Source organism: Brevibacillus sp. FW301-21C12A, assembly GCF_058788915.1.
Genome location: NZ_JBYTBG010000014.1, coordinates 76,005 through 92,344, shown reverse-complemented (window position 1 = coordinate 92,344; position 16,340 = coordinate 76,005). Strand labels below are relative to the sequence as shown.

Annotated in this window: 7 protein-coding genes; all 7 read left to right on the top strand. The window is 44.2% G+C overall.

The genetic code is table 11. From position 1 onward, the window contains the following. Positions 1-42: 42 nt before the first annotated feature. The 7 genes from AC3WQH_RS11485 to AC3WQH_RS11455 all read left to right on the top strand — a co-directional run bounded on the left by AC3WQH_RS11485 (position 43) and on the right by AC3WQH_RS11455 (position 16,269). Complete coding sequence (locus AC3WQH_RS11485) at positions 43-420, top strand: HIRAN domain-containing protein (protein ID WP_197186978.1); 378 nt, start codon at positions 43-45, stop codon at positions 418-420. 54 nt (positions 421-474) lie between these two features. Next, positions 475-1,428: a helix-turn-helix transcriptional regulator gene (locus AC3WQH_RS11480; RefSeq protein WP_492332046.1), complete on the top strand. Its 954-nt coding sequence runs from the start codon at positions 475-477 to the stop codon at positions 1,426-1,428. 41 nt (positions 1,429-1,469) lie between these two features. Beyond that, positions 1,470-4,433, top strand: a complete 2,964-nt coding sequence (locus AC3WQH_RS11475; RefSeq protein WP_492332045.1) for a PD-(D/E)XK nuclease family protein — start codon at positions 1,470-1,472, stop codon at positions 4,431-4,433. Continuing rightward, complete coding sequence (locus AC3WQH_RS11470; RefSeq protein WP_492332044.1) at positions 4,426-7,770, top strand: UvrD-helicase domain-containing protein; 3,345 nt, start codon at positions 4,426-4,428, stop codon at positions 7,768-7,770. The genes AC3WQH_RS11475 and AC3WQH_RS11470 overlap by 8 nt, the downstream gene beginning before the upstream one ends. A gap of 418 nt (positions 7,771-8,188) precedes the next feature. Continuing rightward, positions 8,189-8,959 carry a methylase gene (locus AC3WQH_RS11465; protein WP_492332043.1) on the top strand — a complete coding sequence of 257 codons (771 nt, stop codon included), beginning with the start codon at positions 8,189-8,191 and terminating at the stop codon, positions 8,957-8,959. Continuing rightward, a complete protein-coding gene (locus AC3WQH_RS11460) occupies positions 8,952-13,262 on the top strand; it encodes an Eco57I restriction-modification methylase domain-containing protein (protein WP_492332042.1) in 4,311 nt (1,436 codons plus the stop codon). The genes AC3WQH_RS11465 and AC3WQH_RS11460 overlap by 8 nt, the downstream gene beginning before the upstream one ends. Before the next feature lie 322 nt (positions 13,263-13,584). Beyond that, entirely contained in the window at positions 13,585-16,269 is a 2,685-nt protein-coding gene (locus AC3WQH_RS11455) for a DEAD/DEAH box helicase (protein ID WP_412836708.1), read from the top strand. The last annotated feature ends 71 nt before the right edge of the window (positions 16,270-16,340 follow it).

Sequence of the window (16,340 nt, the reverse complement as noted above, 5' to 3'; positions counted from 1 at the left end):
CGATCCGTCATAATGAAGGAAAGACATGCGGGAGTGAGTACAGTGGATCAACCGATCTATATCGCCGTCACAGGCACGCAGCATTACTACGGAGCAGCATTTCTAAAGCCGGGTCAGGTCGTTCACTTGATCAAAGACCCGGATAATCCGCATGACCATGAAGCGATAAAGGTGGATATGATCCCATTGGGCAAAATCGGTTATGTCGCCAACAGTCCGCATACCGTACCGAAAGGATGCCGCAGCGCCGGCCGGATTTATGATATGTTTGAGCATCATGTTTGCGGCATGGTGCGATTTGTCGTTAAGGATACGGCAATTGTTGAACTTACGCCGGGTCTAGAGGAAGTGTACATCATCAAAACGACAGAGAACGTTTCGTTTTCTCCTTATAGGCAGGAAGAACCAGGTAAAGCGTAGAATCCCAATGATGATAAGGATTTACATTCTATATGCCACGATAGGAGATATAGCATGACGGATAAAGTGATTCGGCTCTTTAAAATACTTCTCGCCATTCAATCCAATCCGGGGATTTCGGCCAAGGAGCTGGCGGACAAATGCGAGACAACGGATCGTACGATTTATAGGGACATGCGGATTTTGGACTTGATCGCACCGATTACAAACGAGGGTTACGGAAAAGGGTACCGTTTTGTCGGTAATTTCGCCATGTACCCGCTGAATTTCACGGAGCAGGAAGCGTTGGTGTTCTCTGTCCTGCCCTCCGTGTTGGACACCAGCAAATTGCCTCCAGGCTTTGAATCCGCCTACGACAAGGTGATGGCTACCCATGTGAAAGAAACCCGGAAGCGGTACGATACACTGGAAAATGTCGCAGACATGATCCAAATGGGCACCCCGGCTTATCGGGAGAACAGTGCCAACTTCTTGCTGCCCATCATGGAAGCGATTATCGCCAGTAAGACGATCAGGGCTGTTTACCATACCCAGAGCCGGAATGAATTGACGGAGCGCCAAATTGATCCGTACTATTTGGTCCCGCGGGATCAACGGTTTTACTTGATCGGCTATTGTCATTCCAAGCAGGACATTCGCACGTTTCGTATAAGCCGTTTCCGCCATGTAGAGTTGACAAGTAATCGATTCGACAAGGGTGATTTTAACATTGCTCAGTATATGAAGCATACCTGGTCGATTGAACGCGGGGATTCTTTAATCACTTTTAAGATTAAATTCCAACCTGATGTCGCACGGTATGTGAAGGAAGAAGAATTGTTCGTGAGACCGAAGATGACCGATCTGCCGGACGGCAGCTTATTATTCGAGGTCACCGTCAACCACGAGCGGGAGTTTATGAATTGGGTGGTTCAGTACGGACCTTCAGCGGAGATTTTAGAGCCTGCATCTGTCCGGGAAAAGTTCAAGGAACAGCTACAGCGTTGGGGACAGTTGTATGGGCAGTAAGGTGCTGTTGTTGAACGATAGACGAAAGGAAGGTGTCCCTTTTGAAAATAGCAGGCACGTTTCTAGAACGTTTATATGATGCAATCCGTAGAGAGCCATTTCGCCGCAAAATTGTTATTGCTCCTTCCTACATCGAAGGACAGTCCTGGTTGATGCGAATATGCCGGGAATTAGGGCCGGTTATGAATGTGGAGGTCCAAACGGTTCAATCCTTTGTAAGAAGTCAGGTTCAGTTCTCCCTGTATCAACAAGGGCTGACTTTAATCGGGGAACAGCGGTCCTTTTGGATTATCCATCATGTCATGGAACAAATGGCTTCCAAGCCGGATTCCTACATCGCGGTGGATCAAGTAAAGCCTGGTATTGCCATGCATGTTCACCAAGCCATTATGGATCTGCGCCGTGCCGGAGTGAGTGCGGGGGAGCTTCGAGACGACCACTTTATGAGCCAGCAAAAAGGCAGCTATGTCAGAAAGGTGTTGTCAGCGTATGAGCGCTTTCTGAATCAGCGGAGCTGGATCGATTTCCCCGGCCTTTTGTCGCATATACCAACCCAATTGCCGGAAAACGTGGAGCTTATTCTGCCAGACCCTATGCCGCTTTCACCGGTTTCCGCTCGAATGCTGGAGCGGTTGTCAAACGGACGGATGACGAGGATTATAGCGGTTTCTTCCTTCACTGACGTCCAATCCACAATGCCGTTCGGAAAGGTTCAGTTCTATCATGCGACCGGAAGGCTGGCGGAGGTTCGCGAAGCATTGAGACGCATTATTCAGGGCCGGATGCCATTGGATGAAGTGGAGATGATCGTACCGGATGAAGAATATGCGTTGGTTATTTCGACCATGTGTGCTTCTTTCGGTATTCCCTGTTCCTATGCAGACGGGCTGCCTGTGATTACATCCGGAATGGGAAGAGCCGCACATTTTCTGCTGAACTGGTTGGAGTCCGGTTATCAGGTGCGGCAGCTCGTATTGATGCTGCAGCAGCAATTGATCACGTTCTCCGATCGTGACCAAGGAATAACGAATGCGGATTGTATTCGAGCCCTGGAGAAAAGCGGAATCGGCTGGGGGAAAGAACGGTATATCAAGTTGCTGGGGTCGGGGCATGTTCGGTTCCAAGGGGATGCAGATGAAAGACCCGAAGAACGGGAGCGGACGGAACAACAACAGCGGGATGACGACATCAAGAAGCATCTGACAAACCTCCTGGGAGAATTGTTTCCAGACGAAGCGGCGCTCTCATCTCCTAAGGGAATCTGGGGATGGCTCGTTAACATCTTGGATAGATTTGGTGTATGCGGAACGGAAGAGGATGCGATCGTCCTGCAAGAAATGAAAGGTATCGCTAAAGAACTGCAGGAATGTCCTGTTCCGGACTCGATGCCGTTTCAGCAAATGTTCTTGTATGCCCGAGACATGCTGCAGGAACTTCGAGTCGGGGTGCAACGGTTACCCAAGCCCGGATTCCTGTACATATCGAGTTTGGCGAACGGGGGGATCAGCGGGAGAAAACATACGTTTCTTCTCGGGATGGATGAACAGTCGTGGTCCGGGAATATCAGGCAAAATCCCATGCTTCTCGATGAAGAGTGCAGACGGATCGATGCCGGGCTTCAAACAGCCGTGCAGAGACAAAGAGATCGGCAACGCCTTCGTGATGGTCGGCTTGGGATGATAAGCGGCAATATCACATTTAGCTTCTCGTCGTATGACTTGGCAGAAGGAGCGACAGCAAGCCCGGCTTTTCAACTTCTACAGGTATTCCGAAAAGTATCCGGAAAAACGAATGCGGACTATGAGATGTTGCACCGAAGCTTAGGCGAACCTGTCGGGTATTTGGATGTAGAGCAGCCATCCTCTACTGAGCTAAATGGACTGCCATTGGACGGCTCTCATTATGTCTTCCGACAAATCCATGCGAATGTAAACCTTATGAGGGACCGGCAATCCTTCATCGAATCGGTCTATCCGTCGCTTCGTCAAGGCAGACTTGCACTCGAGGCGCGTGGCAGCTCGCAAGTGACGGAGCATGACGGATATATAGCGGGGGATGAATGGACTGATTATTGGAAAGACCGGGACGAACGGACGCTTAGCGCAAGTCAATTGGAGAAGTACGCGGAATGTCCGATGCGGTACTTTTTCCAATATGTGCTCAGGATTCGCGTGAAAGATCAGGTGACTTTTGACCGTACCTCCTGGCTGAAGCCGAATGAAAGAGGCTCGCTGCTGCACGAGGTTTATCGTCGTTATATGACGGAAGTCAACGCAAGTAAAGTCATGCCTATTACACACGATCATGCCCGTTTGCTTCGTATTGCGGAGGAGACGATTCTCTTGTATGCCGAGCGGATTCCGGCACCGAGCCCTCATGTGTTTGAGAGGGAACGGCAAGCGATGCTCCGGGATGTGGACGTGTTCTATCGCATGGAATTGCAGGCTAAGACGGCTCCCCGGTTTTTCGAACAAGAGCTCATCGTGGACGGCCAGCCGTTGCACCTTGAGCTTGGCGAGGACATGGCGATTACGCTGCGCGGGATCGTCGACCGGATCGATCAAGTTGCGCCGCATCAATATCGGATTATCGACTATAAGACCGGCAGTCCTCGGCCTTACAAGGAAAATGGCATGTTCGCAGGCGGTACGCAGCTGCAACACGCGCTTTACGCAATGGGGACGGAGCTATGGATGCGGCAAACGGGTGTGGATTCTGATGCAAAAGTGCTTGAAGCGTCTTACGTCTTTCCAAGCGAACGGGGGCACGGGCAAGTGATTGCACGCCCGCAAACCGAACGGAATCGAGTCACCGCGGTGATCCGGGGAATCCTTTTGTCGATGGAACAGGGATTGTTTATTCCCGCTTCAAATCCTGCGGTCTGCCGATATTGCGACTATGCGGCTGTATGCGGAGAGCACGCAGAGATGATGGCCCATAAGCGAAAGGATGAAGCAAATTCGGAACTACTGCACACGCTGCTGGAGGTGGAGAACATTGAATGAACCATCCGATCAACAAGCTAGAAAGAGGATATTGGAGGAGCTGAACACGACCTTTCTGGTAGAAGCCGGTGCAGGCTCGGGAAAGACAACCAGCTTGGTCGGCAGATTGCTGGCACTCATCGAGTCCGGAACGGCGAAGATGGAGCATATTGCGGCGATCACCTTTACGAATAAAGCGGCGGATGAGATGAAGGAGCGTTTCCGCATTGCTTTAGAGCGGAAAACGGCTGATATTGAAGGCGAAACTAGAGAACGAATGGAAGAAGCTTTGGCCAATCTAGACCAAATCTTTATTGGAACGATCCATGCGTTCTGTTCCTCCATGCTTCGCGAGCGACCGATTGAGGCCGGATTGGACCCTTCTTTCGAAGAAATGGATGATGAAATGAATCGTGCGTTCCACGATCAATGCTGGGATGAATATCTGATTCAGCTGCAGGAGGAAGATAGTGAAGCACTTGCCTCCTTTACCGAGGTGGGAATCGACGTCAGCATCCTGAAGAATGTCTATGATCGGGTATCTATTTTTACGGATCTCCAAATCCCTTGCGAACCGGTTCATCGTCCTGATTTCAACCTCATCCGACTCTCCTTGCTTCCCATGATTGAAGAAGCCAACAGGTTTCTACCGACAGCTGAACCGGAAAAAGGGTGGGATAATCTTCAGGCAAAACTGCGTACTGCTAATCGTATGCTGCGGTTGTCGGATGAGCAGGACGATATGTTGATGCTAACGCTTGCGAAGATGTTTGACTTCAAACTGGATGTGAAGCAGTACAAATGGACGGATAAGAAGCAAGCCAAAGCCATATCCGAACGATTTCACGATTGGCAGATTACGGTCCTGTTCCCCTTTCTTCAATCGTGGCGGGAATATCTGTATCCGAAAGTCATTCAATTTGTCTTGCCTGCATTGGAGTATTGCAGAGAACGGCGATTGCAGGCAGGGAAGCTGAACTTTCAGGATCTGCTGATGTATGCCTGCCGTCTTCTGCGTGATTACCCGGAGGTTCGCGCATTTTTCGCCGGGCGCTACCAACGGCTTATGGTCGACGAATTTCAGGACACCGACCCGGTCCAAGCGGAAATGATGTTTCTCTTAACGGGGGCCGGCGATGATCCGAATGAACGGAATTGGCGGAAGCTTACTCCAAAGCCGGGTTCCTTGTTCCTCGTGGGAGACCCGAAACAGTCCATCTATCGTTTCCGCCGCGCGGATATTTCCATTTATAACGAGGTTAAATCGCGGATTCAAGCATGTGGAGATGTGCTTCACTTGACCAGCAATTTCCGATCCGTCGATGCGATCGGCGATTTTGTGAACGGGCAATTTGTCGGCAAGCTTCCCGTCCGGGAAACCGATGTTCAAGCGGCGTATGTCCGGATGGAAACGAATATACCGAATCCAAAGGGGAATAAGCGCGCGGGTCACGGGGTTTATGCACTCACTTACCCGAAAATTCCCGGAGGCAAGGATGAAGTAGCGGCGGTTGACGCACAGCGTATTGCCGCAACCATCGCGTGGGCTTGCCGCGACGGAAATTTGCAGGTTCAGGAGCGCAACGGTTCATCTTGGGTGCTCAGAGAGGCGCAGCCCAGCGATTTTCTTATATTGACAAGAACGAGGCATTATTTGCATCTCTACGCAGAAGAATTGGAGAAGCGGGGCGTTGCTGCGGAAACTGTCGGAAGCTCCGCTCTATACCCCGAGCTTCATACGCTGGGACAATTGGCCCTCTACCTGGCCGATCCATCCGATCAGGTGGCGATGCTGAGCGTCTTGCGCGGACCTCTATTCGGGATTAGCGACAAGGAACTAATGGCGTATCGTGTTCAAGGGAATGCGTGGTCGATCTACCGGCTGCCAGAGGAGTCAGCAGAACAGGATAATCGAGTTGTCGCTGCATGCCGGAAACTGCGGGAATATGCCAGCTGGGTGAAAGAATTGCCTGCATGGGCAGCCTTGTACCGCATTCTGGAGGATACTGGTCTTTTGCCTTATTCCACGGTGCAAGAAGCAGGGGCGAACCGTTCGGGAACACTGCTTAAAATGCTGGAATTATTGCAACGTGACGCCATGCTCGCATCGGATTGGCATGAACTGACGCGTGCGATTTCGAACATTCGGGAGAGTAACGGCATGGAAACCGCCAGTCTCTACGCGGGCAAAGGGCAAGCGGTTCGGATCATGAACGTGCATAAGGCGAAAGGGCTTGAAGCGCCTATCGTGTTTCTCGCTTGTCCTTGCGGGGAGAAGGATCATGACGCCGACCAGTTTGTTGATCGTTCGGAGGCTGAGGCCGCGGGCTATTTCCTGATCCAACAATCGAAAGGGTTCCAGAAGGAAACGATTGCCCAGCCGGTTGGCTGGGAAGCGATGAGCGTGCGGGAGCGAGCATTCATGCATGCGGAGCGGGATCGGCTTCTTTACGTCGCGGCGACGCGGGCCAAGCAAATGCTAGTCGTCAGTCTCTACCCCGAACAACCTGCCAAGTGCCCGTGGAGTTCACTCATGGATGGGATGGAGCTCATCCGGGAGTTGGATGTTCCGGAATCGGATGTTCAAACAGATGAGTATGATCGGGAACTTGACGGAGATATTGTAATTGGGACAACTTCATCTGGTTTATCCGGGTCCGAAGCCTCATCCATTGATCTAGGTGCTTACTTGGCCCAGAGAGAGCAGGTGTTCCATCAACTGCGCCAACCGACTTATGCCGAATCAACCGTTACCGGGCTGACGAAGAGCATGAGCGACACGCCGGAATGGTCAGCCACTGGGAGGGGCCAATCTTTCGGCAGCGTGATCCACAAGGGACTTGAAGCAGTTGGAAAAGGTCTTCCGATGAGCGAATTGCCTGTATACGTTCAATACCTCTGCCAGACCGAAGGAGTATCAGGGAAGGACGCGACTGATGCCCTGCCTATTATTCATGAAGTTCTAGACAGTGAACTCTGGCAGCGTAGTCTGAGAGCGAAGCAGCGATTGTTTGAAATCCCGATTATGATGGTTCAAAGCAATGGGGAGACAATGTCTTATCCCGCAACCGAGCAAACGATGTCGGAAACAGCCGCCGCGTCATTGACGCATCAGTCCATTAACGGCGGCAATCTCTTGGTGAAGGGTGTAATAGATTTCGCTTTCGAAGAGGAAGATGGCTGGGTGATCGTCGACTTCAAAACGGATCAATTGGATGAGAGCAAATTGGAGCAGTTTGTTCGGTTTTATGCGCCGCAAGTGCAGGCTTATGCTAAGGCCTGGTCTGATACGTTCGGTTATCGGGTGAATGAAGCTGGATTGTACTTCGTTAGTCTACGAAGATGGGTATCATGCTAGTGACGATTTATAAGTTTACTGATAGGAGGGCTAATGTGTTAGATATAGAGACTGTTCGGGCAAACTTTTTAACTCACGAAGGAGAAGTATTCCGCCAAATCCATGGCAGTGAATTTACGTATCGAGTGCCAAGATTTCTTGGAATGGAAACTTAGGGAGCTTTCAAATTTTCTATTTACTGCAAACAAATAGATGAATTATTGTTTGATCTTTTCCAAAACAAGATACTACGATAAGTACTTTTTTATAATTATAGTTCAGGGTAAAATGAAGCTGTAGATACATTTTAAGGGATGAATAAATATGATCAACTCCTAGATATCACAAAAGAAGCAATACAAGAATAAGCGGGAAATTTATTGGCAAAATCGTTGCTGATATGATGTCAGATCGATTGCTTGTGAATGGAGATAAAGACATGATGAGTAGTTCAACTGAATTAGCTTCAGATAAGGAAAAAATAATAAAAAATAAAAAACGTGTTCAAAATCACGGGGAAGTGTTCACACCAAAAAGGATTGTTAATAAAATTCTTGATTTGCCTAACCTTCGTGAAGCATGTCTGAACTTAACTTCCACTTTTTTAGAGCCCGCTGTGGGAGAAGGCACATTCCTAGTTGAAGTTTTAAATAGAAAGATGAAGATGGTAGTAAAAAATTACGGTGATGATTTAACAAGGTACGAGAACTATTCCCTACTTATATTGTCAACGCTATATGGTGTTGAATTGCTTGAAGATAACGCTCAAAAATGTGTTATGAATTTGTATCAAGTCTATTATGAAGCCTATCAGCAACAAGCAATTAAACATGGTGCAAAAGTGAAAAACAAAGTCTTAGACAGTGCTAAATTGATTATCTCTAAAAATATTGTACAGGGGAACTTTCTAACTAAATTAGCTTCTAATGGTAAACCTATTGTTTTTAGTGAGTGGAAACCTGTTAACGTTCATAAATACGTTAAGACAATTATGGTTCAACGCACTGAATATACGCTTGATGATATTCTTGGTGGCGTGGAAAAAGAAAGCGGAGAGCCTTTAGTTCATGCAGTAAAAGTGGAGCAACTGGATCTGTTTGACTTGTTTGATGACGATGATGTCACTAAAACAAAAGAAAAACGAATGAAATACGTTCCTGTAAAGATTACTGATGTCTATAAGGAAGAAATGGAGGAAGTCGATGAATAGAACAATCATTAATCCATATGAAGAACTGGACTTGAAAATATATGCCTATACCCTGCCTGAAGTTCCTTCTCATAAAGGTTACATTAAAATAGGTGAAACAAATAGAAAAGTTAGAAAACGTATTTTTGAACAGGTTGGAACGGTCGGACTCAACCCTAATATTCTTTTTGAAAAGATTGCAAAGAAGTCTGATGGTAAATGGTTCCATGATAAAGACCTTCACCGTTTCCTTCAACAGAATGGGATTCAGAAAAGGGATTTTAATGGCCATGCAGACGAATGGTTCTATTTTAATGGAACACTCGAAAAGGCGGAAATTCTAACGGACAAGTTTATAAGTAATGATTATGATGGAATTCAAATTGATGAAGCTCGTTCAACCTACAAACTTCGGAATGAACAAAGTAAAGCCGTTCAGCTAACTCTTGATTATTACAATAGTGGACAAGAACCAAGGGAGTTCCTTTGGAATGCAAAACCTCGCTTTGGGAAAACACTTACTGCATACGATTTTGTGAGAAAAATCAATGCAAGAAATGTACTGATCGTAACCAACAGGCCTGCTATAGCGAACTCATGGTTTGATGATTTTAAGAAATTTATTTCTTGGCAAGAAACAGGAATGAAATTTGTTTCTGAAACGGATTCTTTGAAAGGTAAGGCATTGTCTCGTGAGGATTTCATTGATTTTCTAAATTCTACTGACCATGAGAACCCATCGCAAATCACCTTCATTTCACTCCAAGACTTGAAAGGGGCGAAGTTTGCAGGTGGTGTTTATGAAAAACTTGAATGGGTTGGTCAGCTGAACTGGGATTTACTTATCATCGATGAAGCGCATGAGGGTGTTGATACCGCAAAAACAGATGTGGCGTTCGATAAAATAAAACGGAACTTCACTCTACACTTGTCAGGTACTCCGTTCAAAGCATTGGCAAACAACAAATTTAATGAAGAACAGATCTTCAACTGGTCGTATGTCGATGAACAAGAAGCCAAAACGAATTGGGACTACACAACTGGAAGTAACCCGTACGAAAATCTGCCAACACTAAGCTTATTCACTTATCAAATGAGTAAGATGATTGAGGATCAAGTCTCTAAAGGCTTAACATTAGACGATGATAGTAATGTTGATTATGCTTTCGATTTGAATGAATTCTTCAGAGTTAAAGACGACGGAAAGTTTGAATATGAAGCAAGCGTGAAAAAATTCCTTGATAACCTATCTTCAGGTAAGTTTCCTTTTGCTACAGATGAATATAGGAGCCAATTAAACCATACTTTTTGGCTTTTACCTCGTGTTAACTCTGCAAAAGCACTTGAAAAGTTGTTGAAATCACACCCTGTTTTTGGTGAGTATAAGATTGTTCTAGCGGCTGGTGATGGAGTAAGTGTTGACAGCGATTCAAACTTTGAAGAAGAAGGACTAGACTATAAAAAGAATGAGAACAGTTTCAATAGGGTTAAAAAGGCAATTTCTGAAAACGAAAAAACCATAACCTTATCTGTTGGTCAACTTACAACGGGTATAACAATACCAGAATGGTCTGCGGTGCTTATGCTTAGCAATATTAAGTCGCCAAGTTTATATTTCCAAGCCGCTTTCCGTGCGCAAAACCCTTATGAATTTGTTCAGGATGGTAAGCTTTATAGAAAAGAAAACGCCTATATCTTCGATTTTGCACCAGAACGAACGCTATTGCTCTTTGACGAATTCGCAAATAACTTATCAAGTGGTAACTCAAAAACAAGTGAAGAACGCAAGAAGAAGATTAAAAAGCTATTAAACTTCTTCCCGGTAATTGGGGAAGATGATGAAGGCAATATGCATGAGTTGGACGCAACTGAAGTTTTAACAATCCCGACAAAGATAACTTCAAAAGAGGTAGTAAAGCGTGGATTTATGAGTAATCTACTATTTTCGAATATCTCAGGAATTTTTGGAGGAAATTCACCATTCAAGGAAATACTTGACAAGATTAAACCAGAAAAGAACAAGCGTTTAATAGATCGTAGAGAAATCAACGTAACAAATCCAATGGTCGATGGTGATGGAAACGTTGATGTTCCTAAAGAAATTGTTATTAATCAAACGAAAGAAATTTTTGGTGACGCAATCTATAAAGTTATGGAAATACCTAATATACCTAAAATTCCCGAAACTACAACTATCACTACTGAAATCAAAGACACTCTAGATAGAGGGTTTAGCAAGTTGAAAGAGACATTCAACTTGAATAATTCTCAAGTGGATAAAGCAAAAAATGAAGTAACATCGGTAATTAAAGACGTAGTTCAAAAAAATGTAGAAACGTATCACAGTCAAATTAAAGAAATTGAACAAGACTATAATGTTCAAATTCAAAACGCCCAAGAAGCAAATGACGAAGTTAAATTAGAGCAACTAAAAACGGAATTGGAGCAGAAAAAGGTTGAGGTTAATCAAACATTCACTGAAAATCTTAATACAGAATTAAGTTCAACTGTTGAAACTGCAGTCGAAGAACAGATTGTCCGAGTGGAAGAGAAGAAGAAAAAGACCACTGAAGATGATGTTCGGGATCACTTGCGCGGATTTGCTAGAACTATTCCAGCATTCCTTATGGCTTATGGTAATGAAAACACCACTTTGAGTAATTTTGAAGAAAATATAGACGAGCCGTCTTTTGAAGAATTAACAAGTATTACAGTAGATGAGTTTAGGAAACTACGTGATGGCTTTGACTATGTAGACGATGATGGGAATAACCGTAAAGTGCCTGGTTTATTCAACGAAGTTGTGTTTAATGCTAGTATTAAAGAATTCTTTATTACTAAGAACAGATTATCGAACTATTTTGATGAAACACTGATTGAGGATATTTTCGATTACATTCCACCGCAGCAAACAAACCAAATTTTCACTCCTCGAAGAGTGGTAAAATTAATGGTTGATTTAATTGCAGAGAACAACCCGGGTATTTTTAAAAACTATAATATTAAATTTATTGATTTATATACGAAAAGTGGGCTTTATATCACGGAAATCGTTAAACGCTTGAATGAAGGATTGAAAGATCAAATTCCTAATTCTGAAGAACGTATTAAGTGGATTCTCGAAAATCAAGTTTATGCTTGTGCACCAAGTAACATCATATACAATATTGCTAAAAATTATATTTTTGCAGATTTCAAAAACATCTCGAGCAAAAATATAGTTGAATGTGATCTAACCGAATATGCAAAAAATGGTAATGCTAAAAAGAAAATATCAGAAATTTTTGGAGATGAGAATTTGAAATTCGATGTCATTATTGGAAACCCACCTTATCAAGAAATGGATGGTGGAGCACAAGCAAGTGCTAGCCCAATTTACCACCATTTTGTACGTTTGGCAAAAGAACTTAATCCAGAATTAATTTCATTCATAATGCCAACACGTTGGTATGCAGGAGGGAAAGGTCTTGATGATTTTCGTGATGAAATGTTAAACGACATTCATCTCAAAGAACTTCATGATTGGCTGACTCCAGAAGATATTTTCCCTAATACCAATATTCGTGGTGGCGTATGTTACTTCTTGTGGGATAAAAATTATGACAACAGCAAAAATCTTGCAAGAGTCGTAACATATGAAAACAACGCAATTGTCAGTGATATTTCAAGGTCGTTGAAATATAAAGACTTTGACATACTGATAAGAGACTCTAGAGCAATTTCTATTTTAGATAAAATAGATTGCAGTGGTAATAACAGCCTAATGGAGTATGTGTCTGCTCGTAACCCATTTGGATTTTCTACCAACTTTACTAAAAACAATAAATTTAAAAATGACAGTCGCTCTATGAATGAACCGATAAAATGCTACGCTAATAAAGGTATTGTTGGGTACATTGAGTTAATTGAAATAGAAAAAAATAACTTATGGATAAATAAATGGAAGGTTTTAACGCCATATTCCAACAATATAGGAACAGAGTTAAACGATGATAATCTAAATACAATTATTGCTGGTCCTAATTCAATATGTACCGAAACATATTTAGTTATTGGTGCAGACTTAGCTCTAAATGAAAATAGCGCAAACTCTTTAGCTAAATATATGAAAACCAAATTTGTTAGATTTTTGCATAGCTTGTCCAAAAATAGTCAACATGGTACTAGAAATACGTATAGATTTGTTCCTGTACAGGATTTTTCTAACAACTCCGATATTGATTGGTCAGTTTCAGTTCAAGAAGTAGACAATCAGTTGTATAGAAAATATGGATTATCTGATGAAGAAACGAATCACATTGAAACGAGAATTAAAGCAATGTAAGATACAAGTTGAAGCATGTTAATAAAGGAAGGTCTCGATCTGAAGCCGATCAAATAGAGGCTGAGACATTTCTTTTTGTTTCTTTAGTTTTGAAATAGAATTCTATCAATTTTACTGACAATCTTTTTATTGCAACCCAAACAAAGCGGTTATTTAATGCTTTGTTTGGGTTTTTTCGCATTTTCACAGGACTTACTGCCTATATTGTCGAATCATCAGTACAGGGGAATTATTCCATGGGAACGTATATTCTATGACAACGTGCTGTCGAATCAATATGTTCTAATATGATCAGCAGTCATTTGAGATGGAGGGATTGGGTATGGCATTTCTGAAATGCTCGGAATGCACCAATATGCTGAAGGCGATTCAAATTTCCAATAAGATCAGCCAAGCCGGGGAACAACGATTGCTTGAATATTCGCCAACCGGGATCAAATGCTCAGACTGGACTCCTGTAATTGAAAAACTCCGTGGATTCGAGGAGGGAATTTACTGTCCGTCTTGTTTTGCAATTGTTCCATTGGAGAAAGAAGAATTTATTTTATGTGAGGATAACCGGATTCCCGGCGTAGTAAGTCATGAATTTTCATCCGATGATGTACTGGATAAGCTGAAGAAGTTGGCCGAGGAAGAAGTTGCCGAGATTTATGTTCATACACTTCCTGCGAAAGAAGCTACTTTTGCGGATATTCCTGAATCTACACCGGAGCCCATCAAGGACGCCTTACATCGAATGGGAATTACGCAGTTATATTCTCACCAAGCACAAACAGCCGATGCAGTCCATTCTGGGTCGAATGTTGTCTTGGTCACTTCAACATCATCCGGAAAGACGTTGTCCTATAACCTGCCGATTCTTAGTCGTTTATATAACCATCCTGAAGAACGTGGATTATACATATTTCCAACAAAAGCGTTAGCAAATGATCAGTTGGATCAAATTAAACGTTTTGGCATGCAACGAACGGAGAATAATTCTTCCTTGGATGAGTGGTTTGAAACTCAATTGCACTTAGGAGATCGCCTGATTCATATCGGCCGGCTGGATGGTGATACCGAGAATGGGCCGCGGCAGCGAATCATGGAAAAAGCACAGGTATGGATGACGAATCCGGATATGATTCATTACTCCATTCTCGGGCAAGTTCAGAAGGTGAAGTACGCGACCGCACACCACATTCGAAATTATCTGCGGAACCTCAAATTTATAGTGCTTGATGAGATGCATATGTACCGAGGTACATTCGGAAGTCATGTCGCATTGGTACTCAGACGCCTGCTTAAGGTTTGTCGAGAACTTGGTAATACTCACAACATCCAGATTATTACGAGCTCAGCAACGATTGAAAATCCTATTAGATTAGCAGAGGATCTTACAGGTCTTAGCGGATTCACCCTCATCAATACAGATGGTTCCGCCCATCAGAAAAAGGGGATCGTCCTATGGAATCCCGGTATGTCAGCCGATGAACAAGTCCGCCGCGCGCCTTCTACCGATGCCATTACGATGGCGAAACAGATCATGACTGTTGATCAGAAAGTGATTAAGAGCATCATTTTTCAACCTTCTCGCAGCCAGACTATGGTATTTACCCGTTATATCAAAGACGTCTTGCGCCAGCCTCTCCGACTACCAAAAGAGAAAGTGGAAGGAGAAAAACTCGCGGCATTTTATACCGGAATACTGCCGAATGATACTCGGAAACGGATTATTGAGCGGCTCAAGTCCCATGATATTCATGTCATTATTACTACCAATGCCCTTGAAGTCGGGATTGATATCGGTGATTTGAGTCTTGCCGTTCTTGTTGGTTATCCCGGATCGAAAGCGGCATTCTCCCAACAGATCGGACGTGTTGGCCGCAAAGGCGAGGGTGTTGCCATACTGATCTGGCAGGATGAACCGCTTCAGCAGTATTACATGCGTAACCCGCTTGAATTTATCCATAAAGCTCCCGAGGTAGTTAGGATTAATCCAACAAATTACAAGTTGTTAGCCATGCACATCCCGTTACTAAGAGAAGAGCTCGGGAGAGAAGTCACGAAGGAAGACTTGCAGGACATGTTTCCTGGATTACTCGAAGATTATATTGAGACTGTACTGCAAGTAGCTGCAACAGCTAACGATGAGGCGACCGTTGATGACAAGTTTAGTCTTCGATCAATGTCTGGTAAAAATTACAGCGTAACCATTCGGGGACAAAATCAAACGATAGTAGACAGTTTGGATGAGTGGAGTGCTCTTCGTGATTTTTATGAAGGTGCGATCTATTGGACTCCTGGAGAGAAAGGCTATCGAGTAGACTCTATCAATCGCAGAAAAGGTGAAATTATTGTATTGCCTATTCAGGAACTAACCTATTACACTCAATCTACTTATCGCGATATCATCGATATTATGCAGACTTATCAGAAGCAACACATCGAAGGAATCGATATGGCTTATGGTGAACTGGAGATTAAGCGGAGTGTCTTCGGTTATAAAAAAGTTTACTTCGGACAGAAGCATGAGTCTGAGCAGGTTCAATTGGATCATCCGTCCGTCACCCGATTCACTCCGGAAGGAATGTGGGTTACACTAACGGATTCTCAATGGAGCCAATTGAAAAATGGCATTCAGGAGTTAGCGGATGAGGGCAGATCCATCGACTTATTGGCTGAAGCTTCCCTTCACGCTGCAGGTCACGCTATGACTTCGGTTATTCCTGACCTCATTATCTGCGACGCTAATGATTTTACAGGGTTTTCGGCGAGCGGGATGACGGCTTTTGCCAATAGACCTGTTATCGGCTTCTATGGCGAGAACGGGTCCGGTCTCGGGACCATCGAAGCGATCTATGAGAAACTTCCGCAAGTGCTTCGAAAGGCTCTTGAACTTATTGAGAGCTGCCCTTGTGCCGAAGGATGTCCTAGCTGCGTGCAGCTCCCAGGTAAAGGGAATATTGAATTGTTCAAACCTGGAGCCAAAATGCTGCTGAAGATTTTGATAGAAGGGATCGATTAAGAATGCCTGTAATCTGTTCCGCTTGCGGAGGCCAAAGACCTTACGGGGACTTCATTCAAATCAGCTATAAG